Below are 524 nucleotides of genomic sequence, written 5' to 3' on the forward strand. Positions count from 1 at the left end.
GCGGAGGTCGCCGCGTCCGCCGTGGTCACGGCGCACAACCACGTGCTGCGGCGCTGGCTGCGGGCGGGCGGCCAGGGCGACGTGGAGGCGCAGCTGGACCACGCCTTCGCGATCGTGCGGAAGACGTTCGGCTCGGGGATCATGGCGGGCCGGCGCACCGCCGCCCCGCCCCGGCCGGCCGCGGCCACGGTGTCCGCGCACGACGAGGTGCTGGTGACCGTCGCCCGGACCGACGCCCCGCTGGACGAGGTCATGCGGGCCATCGAGCAGGCGCTCAAGGAGCGCTGAACCTCGCGCTGAACCGCCCTTCACCGCTGTGATGACGGCCACCCCACGGGGTGGCCGTTTTGCCATGTCAGGGCCGGTTTTCACCTGCGTTTCCAGGCCGATTCGATCGATCATCGCTCATCTGATGCGTAAAGATTTCACCTGAGCCCAAGTTCTGGCACGCAGTGCCTTGCCGACTGACACGGCGTGCCATACGTTGAAGGAGTCCGGGCGGGTCCCGGCGGGTCCACCACCCG

Annotated in this window: 1 pseudogene; it reads left to right on the forward strand. The window is 70.4% G+C overall.

Annotated elements, in window-relative coordinates:
• A pseudogene (locus LPA54_RS36395) lies at positions 1-288 on the forward strand (TetR family transcriptional regulator); the annotation flags it as partial.
• Between the last annotated feature and the right edge of the window lie 236 nt (positions 289-524).

This window comes from Streptomyces sp. DH12, from assembly GCF_020873895.1.
In the GTDB taxonomy this organism is placed as follows: domain Bacteria; phylum Actinomycetota; class Actinomycetes; order Streptomycetales; family Streptomycetaceae; genus Streptomyces.